The following is a 12,029-nucleotide window of genomic DNA, read 5'->3' as shown; positions in this document are numbered from 1 at the left end:
GCGGGCTCGGACGTACCCCACACACCTTCGCCGGTGAAGGAACCGGCCCTGGTGGGCGCGGCCACACCGACCGTCGAGCACGCGGGCCAGTCGGTGCACCTGGGCAGCAGCGTGGGCCACGACCTGGGCGACGTCGGCCGCACGCCCATCAACGCGCCTACGGGCCACCCGGACACCACCCCGGGCGGCACGGCAGGCCACACACCCGGCGGCCACGCCGGCGACCACATGCCCACGAACGACCTGAACGACCCGCTCCGCGGCGGCCGCGGCGGCACGCCCCACACGGGCGGCAGCCACCCGGACACCCCGTCAACCGCCGACCACGCCCACGGCACCGGCCATTCGGACGGCCCGGGCACGGGCGGCACCCACACCGAGGGGCCCGGCACGGGCCACGGACACACCGACGGCCCGGCCACGGGTGGCCACCACGAGCCCCCGTCGACGGGCGGCGCCCACCCCGGCGGCCTTGACGATACGGCCCGCGGCACGGACGACGCGGCACACCATGCGGACAACCCGGCACACCATGCGGACGACGCGGCACACCGGGCGGAGTACGAGGCTGCCCGCGAGAAGCCGGCCGACCAGCGCACGCCCGCAGAACGTGCGGCGATCACCCGCGAGCACGTCCGACTCGCAAACGAGGACCCGGCCTGGCGCGCGGAGCACTACGACAAGTGGGGGCCCGGCAAGCGCAACAGTGCCGAAGATATGGTTGACGGCCAGCTCTTGCCGAAGCTTGTCGAGAAGCCGGGCGGCGGCTGGATGGCCGCCCACGATTTGCCGTACGCGAACCCGGAGAGATACCACCTCGAAGACCTCGTACGGGGCCGGGACACGGTTCATCCGCACGGCCTCACGCACCTTGATGAGGTTTCGGCCAAGCGCGTGGCAGGCATGGACCTTACCCACGCCCAAAAGGTCTTCGACGCCACCCCGACCCACGAGACAGCGCAGGCGCTCGCCGACGCGCAGGAGCACTTCGACAAGACGGTCGGCGAGGGCGTCTCCAACAACAGCAAACTCGGCGAGGCCCTCGGCGAGGAGGCCGCACGCCACCACATGCTCCTGCAGAAGGAGTTCGAAGGGGCCCACGAGATCACCGACCTTCCCGAGACGCCCAACGGCTCGAGGAGGTTCGACCAGCTCTGGCGTGACAAGGACGGCAACCTCATCATCGTCGAGGCAAAGGGCCCCAACGGGACACTTGACTGGCGCCAGGGCAACGGCGCACAGGACCGCAGCACCATGGTGAAACAGGGAACCATCGAGTATGTCCGTACGATCCTGGCCGACATGAACGAGCGCGCCGCCTTCTCACCGAACGACGCAAAGTACGCCAAGGAAATCCGAGCGGCTATCAAGAACAAGACCCTGCGTTACGTCCTCGTCCAGGCTGTCGAAAACACCGGTCACTATGCTGGGGCTGAGCTCAAGCACTTCAAGATCTTCTAAGGAGAGACGCGTTGGTCTCGATCATCCCCCGCCCCCCTCTTCCCACGGGGAACGCGGAAGAGGGCATCGCCGTGCTCCAGGAGAACACGCAGGAGCTGATCGACGGTCTGGAGGCGGACTCCACCGATCTGGGCGACACCCTGCAGATCGCGCTCACCCTGGCCCAGTCGCGCTGCCTGTTGGACCCGCGGGCATCGATCTTCCCCACGTGGGACGCCTGGGTCACTGCGATGCAGGTCGGCTCCGCCGTGTTCGCGGCCGCGACCACGACCGAGGACCACGTGCAGTGCCGCATCGCGCACAAGGACCGCACACTTCAGGCCACCGGCCCGCAGTGGTACGTGACCCCGGGCTCCTGGATCACCGCCTTCTACCTGGCCGTGATTTGCCGGGAACGGGACCGGATCACCGCCCTGTGCCAGGTGCCCATGTCCCTGCTGCGGGAGAACGGTTCGCACTTCCACGAGTACCACTACGCCTGGATCGACACCCTCCAGACCTACTGGCTCGGAGGCCAGGACCTCGTCCCGAAGCTGGTGGCCGCGGTCGACGGCACCGACCCGGAAGTCGTCGCCGATCCGGAGACGGTGGGCAAGCTGCTGTATCCGCCGATGGAGATGTTCCACCGCTTCATCCGCAAGGACCACGCCGGCTTCAACCAGGCGCTCGCCAACGCCCTCCAATGGCACAAGGAGTACTGGAGCGAGGAGAGCCGGGCTCTCCAGGCCTCGGGCCTCGTCGCCCTCGCGCCGCTCGCCATCACCTGCTTCGCCCACGACGCCGGCTTCCCCGTCGAGGTCGAGTCCGAGTACCTGCCTGCCGTCCTCATCGGACGCAACTGGTGCGGCGAATTCCCCACGTAAGGCACGCATGACAGCGGTCACCCGCATCCCCCGCCATGAGTTCCGCACAGACAACGCGGCCGACCTCATGGCGCCGATCATCAAGTACACGAAGGACGTACTCGACCACGTCGAGACCTCGGAGGACGACCGATACGACGCTCTGTCGACCACGCTCACCCTCGCGAAGTGGCGCTGCCTGACCAACCCGACGGCAGGTGAGTTTCCGGCCTGGGAGGCATGGGTCAGCGCCATGCAGGTCGGCTGCGGGCTCTTCGCCGCCGGTACGGCCGCCGAGGGGCCCGTGCCGTGCCGTATCGGCAGCAATGGCGAGGTGAAGCGCCTCCCCGCCACCGGTCCCCAGGACCATCTCCACGCGGGTAACTGGCTCACCTCCTTCTACCTGGCGGTGATCTGCCGCGAGAACGACCGGGTCGACCAACTGGCCCAGGTACCCGTCTCCTTCCTGCGCGCGTCCGGAGCGGAATTCGACGAGTACATCTACGCCTGGGTGGAGACCCTGCAGAACTTCTGGTTCGGGCGACAGGAGACCTGGGACACACTGGTCACCGCCATCAACGGCACAGCCCCCGAGGCCGCCGGGATCGCCGACCCGGAGCTCATGCTGAAGATCCTGTATCCGCCGCTCGAACTCTTCCACCGCTATCTGCGCCGGGAGACAGAGCAGTTCAACGCGGCCCTGGTCGACGCCCTCACCTGGCACAAGGAGTTCTGGACCGCGAACGAGGCACGCTCCCTCAGCGGCGAGGGCCTGGTCGCCCTCGGCCCGCTCGCCATCGCCTGCATGGCATACGACGCCGACATGCCCGTCGAAGTCGAATCCGAGTACATCCCACGGGCGCTCCTGCGGCGATCCTGGGTGGGCGAGTACGACACCTGATGGTCGCGGTAACGAGGACCACGACGGCTTCAGCGGCGCTCGTAGAAGCCCCGGAACTCCACAAGGAGTATTGGACGGCCGACGAGGACCTGGCCAAGGATGCCGAGGGTCGAATCGCCCTGGGACCGCTCGCGATCGCCTGCCTCGCTTACGACGGCGGCATGCCGATCGCAGTAGAGTCGGACTATCCGCCCAAGCACCTGCTCCAGTGCGGCCGGCTCAGCGAGTTCGCGATCTGAGTCGCTGATGTCGGCCCGGCAGCGGTCTCACGCTGGAGCCAACTCGCACCAGACAACCTTCCCTCGGTCGCCCTCCCTTGCTAGCGGCTGCCAGCCCCACAGGTCGGCGCAGGCCTTGACCAGGGCCAGTCCGTGGCCTTCCTCCAGGTCGGCAACCTGCTCCAAGGGGACGGGCGGCTCCGGCGGAGCGGGGTCGGCGTCCCACGCGCCGATCCGCAGGGTGCCGGCAGACCAGCGGACCCGGAGTGCGGCGGGTCCCTTGGTGCGGCGCACGGCGTTGGAGATCAGCTCGGTGGCGAGGAGTTCGGCCACGTCGACCAGGCGGATCAGGCCGTGCACGGTGAGGATCAGGCGGAGGGTGCGGCGGCTGACGGTGACGGCGCGGGTGTCGTTGGGGATGTACAGGCAGTACTCCCAGGGGTCGTTGACGTTTTCGGGCATGGGTCAGCTCCGTTCGGCTGGTGGGGTGAAAGTGCGCTGCGTGCAGCGGGTGGTGGCCTGCCGCAGCCGTCATGGCAGGACGGAGCGGTGCGCTTCCGGGATCCCGGTGTTCCGCAGCGTATGCGTCGCGTCACCGACGGTAGATCTAAATCTAGAGACGAAGCAAGCCAATCCCGTAATCTGACGCCGAAGGAGTCGCGCCCGTCGGCGCGTTGAACCTAGGAGCGGACGAAAACCTTGAGGCGCGAACCAACGGCACGCCAGTTGCGTCTGGCGACTGAACTGCGCAGACTCCGCGAAGCGGCAGGGCTCAACGCCCGCGAGGCGGCAGCGCTGCTCGAAGTGAGCCCCGCCCAGATCACCCATATCGAGTCCGGGCTCGCGGGCGTGAGTGAGAAGAGGCTCCGTCGCCTCACGTCCCACTACGCCTGCACGGATGCGGAGTTCACTGACGCCCTGGTCGCGATGGCAACCGACCGGGCACGTGGTTGGTGGGAGGAATACCGCGACCTGCTACCCGGCTCGTTCCTGGACCTCTCGGAGCTGGATCACCACAGCTCGTTTCTGCATGAGGTGTCCATCGTGTTCGTCCCAGGCCTTCTGCAGACGGAGAACTATGCTCGCGCGGTCTTTTCGTCCAGGGTGCCCGAGCTCACACCCGACGAGCTTGAGCTGCGCGTCCGGCACCGAATGGCCCGCCAGAAGATCAGCGTCCCGTACGAGGCACTGATCCATGAGGCGGCTCTGCGCATCAGGGTCAGCGACCGTGCCACCTGGCAGGCTCAGCTCGTCCGTCTTGTCGAGCTTTCCGAAGCGGCCCACATCACCCTGCGTGTCATCCCCTTCGACCTGGACGGCTTCTCAAGAGCCTCAAGCACCATGACGTATGCGGGTGGCCCCGTGCCCAAGCTGGACACAGTGGTACGTGACGCGCCCCACGGCTCAGTCTTCATCGATTCGGAAGCTCAACTGAACGCCTACCGAACACGCTTCCGTAAAGTGGAGGCCGTGTCACTCGATCCTGTTCGGTCGCGCGATTTCATCCACAGGCTGACGAAAGAGCTGTGAGGCCCATGACCACTCCCCACAATTGGCGGAAGGCGTCCTACTCCGGCGAGGGCGACGGCAACAACTGTGTCGAAGTCGCGGGCTCCCCCACCCACATATCCGTCCGCGACTCCAAAGCCCCGGCCGGAGCCACCCTCACCTTCCCGGCCGGGGTCTTCGCCGCCTTCGTCGACACCCTCAAGGACTCTCATCCGGACGTCAGAAAAGACTGAGCAGCGCCTCCGCCGGATCCGTGAGGCCGTTTTCGCCGTCCGGGAGCGGGAGTTCGAACCACACCGTCTTGCCGCGCGGCGTACGGCGGGAGCCCCAGGCCGCGGAGAGCAGGCCGACCAGCTGCAGGCCGCGGCCCCCCTCGTCCGTGTCCCGGGCGCGGCGGCGGCGCGGCTGGACCAGGCCCGAGTCCCACACCTCGCACACCAGCGTCCGGTCCAGGAGCAGACGGAGTCTTATCTCACCCTCGCCGTACCGCAGGGCATTGGTCACCAGTTCGCTCACCAGCAGCTCCGTCGTGTCCACCAACGGCTCCAGGTCCCAGGTGAGCAGCCGGCCGCGTGCGTACTCGCGGGCCCGGCCCACGCTGCGCGGCTCGCGCGGCAGCGTCCAGTCGCCGACGGAATCGGCCGGCAGCCCTTGCACACGTGCCATCAGCAGCGCGATGTCGTCCTCGCCATGATGCGTGTCGAGGGTGTTGAGGACATGGTCGCAGACGTCCTCCAGCGGCTGGGAGGGGTCGGTGAGCGCTCCCACGAACGCCTGCAGTCCCTCGTCCAGCGGGTGGTCGCGGGATTCCACCAGGCCGTCCGTGTACAGCGCCAGCAGCGCGCCCTCCGGCAGTTCGACCTCCACCTCCTCGAACGGCTCGCCGCCCACGCCTAGCGGCATCCCGGGCGGCACGTCCAGCATCAGCGCGGTCTCGCCCGGCTCGACGAGCACCGGCGGCAGATGGCCCGCGTTGGCGAAGGTGCAGCGGCGTGTCACCGAGTCGTAGACGGCGTAGACGCACGTGGCGAGGTACACCTCGGACAGGTCCGCCTCGCGGGGTCTGCGGGCGGCGCGGGTGGCCTGCTGGACGCCGCCGGGGGCGCCGAGGTTGCGCGCGATCTCGTCGAGTTGCGCGAGGACTTCGGCCGGTTCGAGGTCGAGCTGCGCCAAGGTTCTTACGGCGGTGCGCAGTTCGCCCATGGCCACGGCGGCGCGCAGGCCCCGGCCCATGACGTCCCCGACCACCAACGCGGTGCGGTGGCCGGGGAGTTCGATGACGTCGAACCAGTCGCCGCCCACCTCGCTCGGCCGCCCGGTGGCCGCGTTGCCCGGCAGATAGCGGCAGGCGATGTCCAGGCCGGACGCCTCCGGGTCACCGGGGGGCAGCAGAGACCGTTGCAGTATCAACGCCCGTTCGTGCTCGCGACGGTAAAGGCGCGCGTTGTCGATGCAGACCGCGGCGCGCGCGGCCAGTTCCACGGCGAGCGCGCGGTCGCGTTCCCCGAACGGCTCGCTGCCCTTCGTACGGGAGAACTGGGCGAGGCCGACCACGGTGTCGTGCGCGACCATCGGCACCGCGAGCGTGGACTGGATCAGGCCGCCGTCCTCGGGGGGGATGTGCCGGGGGCGGGCGGTGCGCAGGGCGTCCGCGCAGGGCGAGTTGAAGGCGAAGTGGTGGACGGCGCCGACCGCGACGGGCGCGGGCCCGCCCGCGAAGGGCGCGTCGGAGACCGCGCTGGCGAACGCGACGCGCCGCAGTTCGGCGCTGCCGTCGGCCAGTCCCGGCGGGGTCTCGTCGCCGACGAGGAGGCCCTGGTAGAGGTCCACGGTGGCCAGGTCGCAGAAGCCGGGGACGACCACGTCGAGGAGTTCGCGCGCTGTGGTCTCCAGGTCGAGGGAGTTGCCTATGCGGGCGCCGGCCTCGTTCAGGAGGGCGAGGTTGCGGCGGGCGGCGGCGGCCTCGCGGGCGGCGGCGCGACGGGCGGTGATGTCGGTTCCGAGCCAGGCGATGCCGATGGGCCGGCCGCTGCCGCTGTGCACGCGATAGAGGTTGATGGACCAGTGCTTGCGCTCGTCGGAGCCGGGGATGTGCCCCGTGATGTGCATGTCCGTGATCGACTCGCCGGTCTCCAGAACGCGGCGCAGGGTCGCGGAGACGCGTTCGGCCTCCGGGGACTGCAGATAGTCGTGGACCGAGCGGCCGCGGTGGTCGTCGGGGGTGCCGCCGAAGGTGGACGCGAACCGCTGGTTGGCGCGCCGTACCCGCAAGTCGGCGTCGATCAACAGGAATCCGAAAGGAGATTGACCGAAAATCGCCTGCGAGGCGGCGAGGTCGGTCTCGATGCTACGGAGGGTGCGGACGTCGACGATGATGCACACGGCGGCACGTTCGCCCTCCTCCGTGGTCGTGGGCATCACATAGACCTCGGCAAGCCCCTCGGTCCCGTCCGTGTCGGGCTTCCGGAAGGGGATGACGCCGGTCCACTCCCGGCCGTCGAGGATCTCGGCCATCTTGCGCTGGCCGCGCTCGCGCAGTTGGGGCGTGACGAACGCCGCGATGGGGTCCATGCCGACGGCCCGCTCGGCGGGGATGCCGAAGAGATGCTCGGCCCGCAGGCTCCACTGGTCGACGTGCCCGTCGGGGCCGATGGAGAACGAAGCGACCTTGATGTAGTCGTAGATGGAGCCGGGCGGACTGCTCTGCCACATCGCGCCGCTCGCCGTGTCGCGCGGATCGACGGCCGCGGCGGAATCGACCGCGGCCTCAGCCCTCGCGCCGTCCGACGGGTCCTCGGACTCCGTGGCCTTCGCTGGTATCTCGCTCACGCGAACCGTCCCCTCCAGCTCACCGCGTCCGGCACCGGTCACCGGGGGCGGCTGCCCGCAGTATCCAGCACTACGGTGCCGCACAACACGGTGTTCACGATCACAGCACGGTCCCGATGGTTTTTGGACCGGCCGGGCAATACTCCCAGTCTTCTAACCAGGTGGTGCCCCATCGAATCAAAGAGTTCCGACACGCTTCCCGGTGTTGTCCACCCGGTCGCTCCGCACCCCGGAAACCCCGGCCCCGCGCCGGTGGAATCCCGCCGCGTACCAAGCCCTCGTACTCAGCCGGGGACCGCGAGCTCGAACCAGACCGTCTTGCCGGTGTTTCCCGGACGGGTGCCCCAACGGCGCGAGGAGTGGGCGACCAGCTGGAGTCCGCGGCCGTTTTCGTCGTCGGAGCGGGCGGAGCGCTCACGGGGCGGGTCGGGAAGCGGGTCGGAAACCTCGACGAGCAGAGTGGGAGCGGGACCGGCGGGGCGGACGAGACGGACGCCGATGGGGCCCGTGGCATGCCTCAGCGAATTGGTCACCAGCTCGCTGACCAGCAGCGCGGCGACGTCGGCAAGCTCCTCGAGCCTCCAGGAGCGCAGCTGGCCCCGGACAACGGCGCGAGCGGTCCGTACCGCACCCGGGTCCGCGGGGAACGTCCACTCGGCGCTTTCGCCTTGGGTGTCGAGCACGCCGATCACTTCCCAGGCCCACAAGCCCACCCATGTCCGGTTTCATGGGGTTAATGGGCACATACCCGATATCCATAGCGCCTTACCGCGCACTAGGGCGCACTGTGGCACGAACGGCGTATGGGGCGCCAGCCCCCTGAAACCTCATGCGCCTCGACAACCCCAGGACTTACTTACCCGGGGACCTCGTGACCGCGGAGCCGGATCGCAGTCTTCCGCACGTCAGAACGATGGATACCGAACAGCGCCCTACCGCTTTCCGCTCACAACACGGCCACAGGTTTTACCGATTCCATGCATTCGGCACCGGGCCCGGCCGGTTTTCAGAGCCGCTTCCACACGGCCAGCACGGCCTTGACCGCCACCACGTCCTGATCGAGCCAGTCCACGTCCCAGATCTCGTCGGGGGTCAGCCAGCGCAGCTCGTCGTGATCCTCCAGGGGCTCGGGGGTGCCGGCGAGGAGGCGTGCAGTCCAGACCCGCAGGACGTATCCCGGCTTCAGCTGCCACTCCCCCGGTACCCGGTCGACCGGCTCCGCCGTCACGCCCAGCTCCTCGCGCAGCTCGCGCACGAGTGCCTGCTCGGGGCTCTCGCCGGGCTCGACCTTGCCGCCGGGCAGCTCCCAGCGTCCGGCGAGCTCGGGGGGCGCGCTGCGGCGGGCGGCCAGCAGACGGCCGCCGCTCAGCAGGGCGGCTCCGGCCACCACGATCGGTTGCACCATGCGCCGGAGCCTACGGGAGCACGCGACGGATCACATGCCGGGGGCGATCGCCCTCACCTGCTTCCGCGCCCCTTCACTTGCTCCCGTTCTGCCCGATGCGCTCGACCCAGTAGAGCTGCTTGTGGCCGCGGTCGTCGAGGCTGTCCACGATCTTCTGGGCCTCGGCGCGTGTCGCGTACCTGCCCACGCGGTAGCGGTTGCCGTTGTCGTCCTGCCGTATGACGAGCCAGGGGAGAGTGACCGTGTCGTCGTTCATCGCACCCCTCCACTTCCCGTCCCCGGCCCTCGCCGCGCCCCGCCCACCCAGGAAACCGCACTGCGCATATGCCCGAGCCTACGCCTTACCTTCACGCACCGAATACGCCTTTTCACAAAGAGGTACGCAACCAGCCATGCCGGAAGGGGCGCACGCCGTCGAACGCGCCGCCGAGTACGCCCCCGGCGCACGGAGAGCGGCGCGAAGCGCACGCCTGTCACGGCCGTGAGAACGACCGGATTGCAACTACAGGCCGGATGACCTGCTGTTGGGAACGGGGTGACGCAACTCACGGAAAAAGAAGGCGACTTGCACGCCTTCCCCCTGCACCCCGCGGACGGCCTTCGTCGCTATTTCACCGGCAGGTGATACGCCACCCGGTACCGGTCCGCCGGCACGACCACGTCCGCGGTCTCCACCGGGCGGCCCGAGGCGTAGTACGTCCGTCGGACGACCAGCACCACATGGCCGGGGACACCGCCCAGCACCAGCAGTTCCTCGGCGAGGCCGGGGCGGGCGCCGACCTCCTCCGTGACGTTGTCCACGATCACGTCGATGGCCGCCATGCGCTCCACGACGCCCATGCCGCCGAGCGGCCCCTCCTCGGGGAGCATCACGGGAGTACGGCCGGTCACGGCGAGCGGTTCCCACGACGTGGAGAGCATCATCGCCTCGCCCGCGTCCCGGAACAGGTACTTCGTGCACATCACACGGTCGCCCGGCTGGATGGCGAGCCGCTCGGCGATGGCGCCGCTCGCCACCGTCTGCTCGCTGCGCGACTCCCAGGTGCCGCGCGCGGAGGCCTCCGCCTGCTCCTGACGGAACGGGGTGGCACCGCTCTGAGGCCGGAACCCGGAGCGGGCGATGCGCCGGGGCACCGGCTGCTCCCGGACATAAGTCCCCGATCCGGAGCGGCCCTCCACCAGCCCCTCGGCCATCAGTACCTTGCGCGCCTCCAGGGCGACCGTGTCCGAGACGCCGTACTCCTCGCGGATGCGGGCCTGGGACGGGAGGCGGGTGTGCGGTGGCAGCAGACCGTCGACGATCTTCTTGCGGAGATCACCCGCGACACGCAGATACGCCGGCTGCTCACCGAAAGTCACTGGCCGCTCCCATCAGGTTGTACAGACAGCAACAGCGTGGCAACCCTGGGTTGTGTCGTGCAAGCGCGGGCCAGAGAATCACTCGATGTGATGACTTGTGCTTGCCGAGGGCTTTACGCAGGCACTTTCTCCCCGTTATGGCGGCCGTCACACCTGCTTGCCGCCGCCCGTTCCCCGGCCGGAGCCCCCACCGCTCTCCGCGTCGCGTGACGGTGGGGTCGTGGCCAGGCCCAGAGCCTTGCGGGCGGTGACCGCAGCGCGGCCCTCCAGAAGCGCACTGCCCCGGTCGTAGTGGGTGGAGAAGGTGTCGGCGTCGGCGGCACCCGCCGCCTTCTGCCACTCCTCGCGGGCCTGCTCCAGGGCCGTGGTCTGCCCGGCGACGTACCGCCCCGCACCGTTCCGCCACGGGTGGGCGCGCAACTTCCGGGTCTGGTCGGCCAGCGCCGCGACGACTCGCGTCGCCCTCCCCCAAGCTCTCGGCTTCGCTCGAGCAGGGGGGACCCCCATCTTATGGCCCGGCAGATCGTCCTCGACGTACGCGGCGTCGGGGGCGGTGTCCAGCGCCTCGTACAGGACGGCGTCCGCTTGCAGATAGGCCAGTTGGTCGTCGGTGAGGGTCGTGGCGTCGCGGCGCAGCGAGCCGGTGAGGGTGCCTTTCTTGTCGGCGCTGCCGAACATGCAGGTGACCTCGCGGTCTCCGTAACTCCAGCTCTCGCGGGTGGGCGTGAAGTAGTACACGCCGACGCTTTCCGGGACCGCCCAGAAGTCCATGGTGTAGGCGTCCTGGAGCGCGTAGCACTTGTCGTCGGCGGTCCTGCCGACCGCCTCGTCGCCGGGGTAACCACCGCCCGGAAGGCTGAAGTCGGCGAAGACCTCGGCCTGGTGACTGCCGGAGCACGGCACCTTGTCGACGTCGGAGGCCTCACCCTCCAGGGAACCGCCCGGCGCGTTGAAGCACTCCCCCTTCTGCACGGAGAACGTCACGCCGTTGCCGCGAGTGTTGCGCGCCCCGTCCCTGAAGCCCTCCCAGAAGTCGTGCGCGCCCCCTGTCGCGAAGGCGGTCACCAGCACGGCGAGCCCGATCGACGACATCACGATGCCGCCGATCGCAAGCCCCCGGCCGCGCTCGCCGCGCCGCCCGATCTGCCCGAGCGCAATCACACCGAGCACCAGCCCGACACCGGGCAGACAGCACAGGATCCCGAGGACCAGCGCGGCGATCGAGAGCCCGTTGACGGGCGCCGGCCGGTTGTACGGGGTGTACCCCTGCCCCCAGGGCTGGTACGGAAGCCCATACGGCTGCTGGTACGGGCCCTGCGGGTACGGGCCCTGCGAGAACGGCCCCTGCGGAGACGGACCTTGCGGGTACGGGCCTTGCTGGTACGGGCCTTGCTGGTACGGACCCCCGGGCTGCTGGGGCCCGGGGGGCGGAGGTGTGGCCACGGGTACCGTGCTCCTCGTCCGGAGTGCGCAGAACTGATGTACGGGGCGCATCGTAGGCGTGG

The 12,029-nt window shown here is 69.2% G+C and carries 12 protein-coding genes and 1 pseudogene; 6 read left to right on the top strand and 7 right to left on the bottom strand.

What is annotated here, in order from left to right; all coding sequences use genetic code 11:
- From ABT186_RS35595 to ABT186_RS35580, 4 genes and pseudogenes are all read left to right on the top strand, one after another.
- Positions 1-1,461 (top strand): annotated as a pseudogene (locus tag ABT186_RS35595) (hypothetical protein); the annotation flags it as partial.
- 11 nt (positions 1,462-1,472) lie between these two features.
- Complete coding sequence (locus ABT186_RS35590) at positions 1,473-2,324, top strand: immunity 49 family protein (RefSeq protein ID WP_351228883.1); 852 nt, start codon at positions 1,473-1,475, stop codon at positions 2,322-2,324.
- A 7-nt stretch (positions 2,325-2,331) separates the two neighbouring features.
- Positions 2,332-3,204 carry an immunity 49 family protein gene (locus ABT186_RS35585; RefSeq protein WP_351928583.1) on the top strand — a complete coding sequence of 291 codons (873 nt, stop codon included), beginning with the start codon at positions 2,332-2,334 and terminating at the stop codon, positions 3,202-3,204.
- On the top strand, positions 3,204-3,443 hold the full coding sequence (locus ABT186_RS35580) for an Imm49 family immunity protein (protein WP_351928581.1): 240 nt from the start codon (positions 3,204-3,206) through the stop codon (positions 3,441-3,443). The genes ABT186_RS35585 and ABT186_RS35580 overlap by 1 nt, the downstream gene beginning before the upstream one ends.
- Before the next feature lie 27 nt (positions 3,444-3,470).
- On the opposite strand, the gene ABT186_RS35575 is transcribed toward ABT186_RS35580, so the two are convergent.
- Positions 3,471-3,884: an ATP-binding protein gene (locus ABT186_RS35575; protein ID WP_351928579.1), complete on the bottom strand. Its 414-nt coding sequence runs from the start codon at positions 3,882-3,884 to the stop codon at positions 3,471-3,473.
- A 237-nt stretch (positions 3,885-4,121) separates the two neighbouring features.
- On the opposite strand from ABT186_RS35575, the gene ABT186_RS35570 reads away from it, so the two are divergent.
- A complete protein-coding gene (locus tag ABT186_RS35570) occupies positions 4,122-4,952 on the top strand; it encodes a helix-turn-helix domain-containing protein (RefSeq protein ID WP_351928577.1) in 831 nt (276 codons plus the stop codon).
- Between the two features lie 5 nt (positions 4,953-4,957).
- On the top strand, positions 4,958-5,164 hold the full coding sequence (locus tag ABT186_RS35565; RefSeq protein WP_351928576.1) for a DUF397 domain-containing protein: 207 nt from the start codon (positions 4,958-4,960) through the stop codon (positions 5,162-5,164).
- Here ABT186_RS35565 and ABT186_RS35560 read toward each other — a convergent pair.
- The 6 genes from ABT186_RS35560 to ABT186_RS35535 form a co-directional block, all read right to left on the bottom strand.
- Positions 5,151-7,760, bottom strand: coding sequence for a SpoIIE family protein phosphatase (locus tag ABT186_RS35560; RefSeq protein WP_351228879.1), 2,610 nt, complete (start codon positions 7,758-7,760; stop codon positions 5,151-5,153). The two genes, ABT186_RS35565 and ABT186_RS35560, sit on opposite strands and share 14 nt — an antisense overlap.
- A 284-nt stretch (positions 7,761-8,044) precedes the next feature.
- Entirely contained in the window at positions 8,045-8,473 is a 429-nt protein-coding gene (locus tag ABT186_RS35555) for an ATP-binding protein (protein WP_351228877.1), read from the bottom strand.
- A 293-nt stretch (positions 8,474-8,766) separates the two neighbouring features.
- Complete coding sequence (locus ABT186_RS35550; RefSeq protein ID WP_351228875.1) at positions 8,767-9,165, bottom strand: (deoxy)nucleoside triphosphate pyrophosphohydrolase; 399 nt, start codon at positions 9,163-9,165, stop codon at positions 8,767-8,769.
- A 73-nt stretch (positions 9,166-9,238) separates the two neighbouring features.
- Positions 9,239-9,421: an SPOR domain-containing protein gene (locus tag ABT186_RS35545; RefSeq protein WP_351228873.1), complete on the bottom strand. Its 183-nt coding sequence runs from the start codon at positions 9,419-9,421 to the stop codon at positions 9,239-9,241.
- Positions 9,422-9,771: 350 nt separating this feature from the next.
- Positions 9,772-10,524 carry a GntR family transcriptional regulator gene (locus ABT186_RS35540; protein ID WP_351928575.1) on the bottom strand — a complete coding sequence of 251 codons (753 nt, stop codon included), beginning with the start codon at positions 10,522-10,524 and terminating at the stop codon, positions 9,772-9,774.
- A gap of 147 nt (positions 10,525-10,671) precedes the next feature.
- Positions 10,672-11,967 carry a DUF4190 domain-containing protein gene (locus tag ABT186_RS35535; protein WP_351928573.1) on the bottom strand — a complete coding sequence of 432 codons (1,296 nt, stop codon included), beginning with the start codon at positions 11,965-11,967 and terminating at the stop codon, positions 10,672-10,674.
- Positions 11,968-12,029: the final 62 nt, after the last annotated feature.

Origin of the sequence: Streptomyces sp. NPDC001634 (genome assembly GCF_040298185.1) — a bacterium.
Lineage (GTDB): Bacteria > Actinomycetota > Actinomycetes > Streptomycetales > Streptomycetaceae > Streptomyces.
Note: the sequence above shows the minus strand (reverse complement) of the source record. Positions and strands in the feature narration are given on the sequence as shown.

Bases quoted from the DNA above. Each gene is read 5' to 3' on its own strand.
- ABT186_RS35565 (WP_351928576.1), top strand. From the start codon at position 4,958: ATGACCACTCCCCACAATTGGCGGAAGGCGTCCTACTCCGGCGAGGGC.
- ABT186_RS35550 (WP_351228875.1), bottom strand. From the start codon at position 9,165: ATGGTGCAACCGATCGTGGTGGCCGGAGCCGCCCTGCTGAGCGGCGGC.
- ABT186_RS35580 (WP_351928581.1), top strand. From the start codon at position 3,204: ATGGTCGCGGTAACGAGGACCACGACGGCTTCAGCGGCGCTCGTAGAA.
- ABT186_RS35585 (WP_351928583.1), top strand. From the start codon at position 2,332: ATGACAGCGGTCACCCGCATCCCCCGCCATGAGTTCCGCACAGACAAC.
- ABT186_RS35545 (WP_351228873.1), bottom strand. From the start codon at position 9,421: ATGAACGACGACACGGTCACTCTCCCCTGGCTCGTCATACGGCAGGAC.
- ABT186_RS35575 (WP_351928579.1), bottom strand. From the start codon at position 3,884: ATGCCCGAAAACGTCAACGACCCCTGGGAGTACTGCCTGTACATCCCC.